This window comes from Dethiosulfovibrio russensis, from assembly GCF_021568855.1.
Taxonomy (GTDB): Bacteria; Synergistota; Synergistia; order Synergistales; family Dethiosulfovibrionaceae; genus Dethiosulfovibrio; species Dethiosulfovibrio russensis.
Map to the genome: position 1 here is coordinate 1 of NZ_JAKGUG010000029.1, position 789 is coordinate 789.

Below are 789 nucleotides of genomic sequence, written 5' to 3' on the forward strand. Positions count from 1 at the left end.
AGACCAAAGTAGCCCTGGCAGCGCTGAAGGGAGATAAGACCCTAGTGCAGCTCTCCAGTGATTTTGGAGTCTCCACAGTTCAGATCGGACAGTGGAAAAAACAGTTACTACAAGGGCTGCCGGAGATCTTTCAGCGTAAGGGAAGCCCTGTAGATGTCGACGCCATAACAGCCCCTCTCTACCAGGAGATCGGTCGGCTCAAAGTAGAGCTGGACTGGCTTAAAAAAAAATCTGGCGTTGACTCTTGAGGAGAAGCGAGGCTGTGTGGAATCGGATCATCCTCATCTCAGCATTCGCCGACAATGTGATCTCCTCAATTTGAACCGTTCCAGCTTTTACTCTCCCCCGACATTTGGGAGAGAGAGTTTAGAGAACCTGGAGATCATGGAATGTATAGATAAACAATACACAGACATCCCAACCTATGGTAGTAGGCGAATGACCGCCTGGCTTCGTCGTGAGGGATACGACGTGAATCGCAAGAGAGTCCAACGTCTGATGAGGCTTATGGGCCTAGAAGGGCTGGCTCCCAAACCGGGGACCAGTAGACCTCATCCGGAACGGGAGGTGTATCCCTACCTGCTCCGAAACGTAAAGGTGGGGAAGCCCAACCAGGTCTGGAGTACGGATATCACGTACTGTAGACTCACCTGTGGGTTCATGTATCTCGTAGCTGTCATCGACTGGTATAGCCGCTATATCCTCTCCTGGGAGCTATCCAATACTCTTGACGCTGAATTCTGCATCGTGGCTTTGAATAGGGCTCTGGAGATGGGCAAGCCAGAGATA

The 789-nt window shown here is 51.2% G+C and carries 2 protein-coding genes; both read left to right on the plus strand.

What is annotated here, in order from left to right; genetic code table 11:
- Positions 1-248: transposase (locus tag L2W48_RS12870; protein WP_369123587.1), on the plus strand; the 248-nt coding region annotated here is incomplete at its 5' end.
- Between the two features lie 16 nt (positions 249-264).
- On the plus strand, positions 265-789 hold a 525-nt coding region (locus L2W48_RS12875), incomplete at its 3' end, for an IS3 family transposase (RefSeq protein ID WP_236116558.1).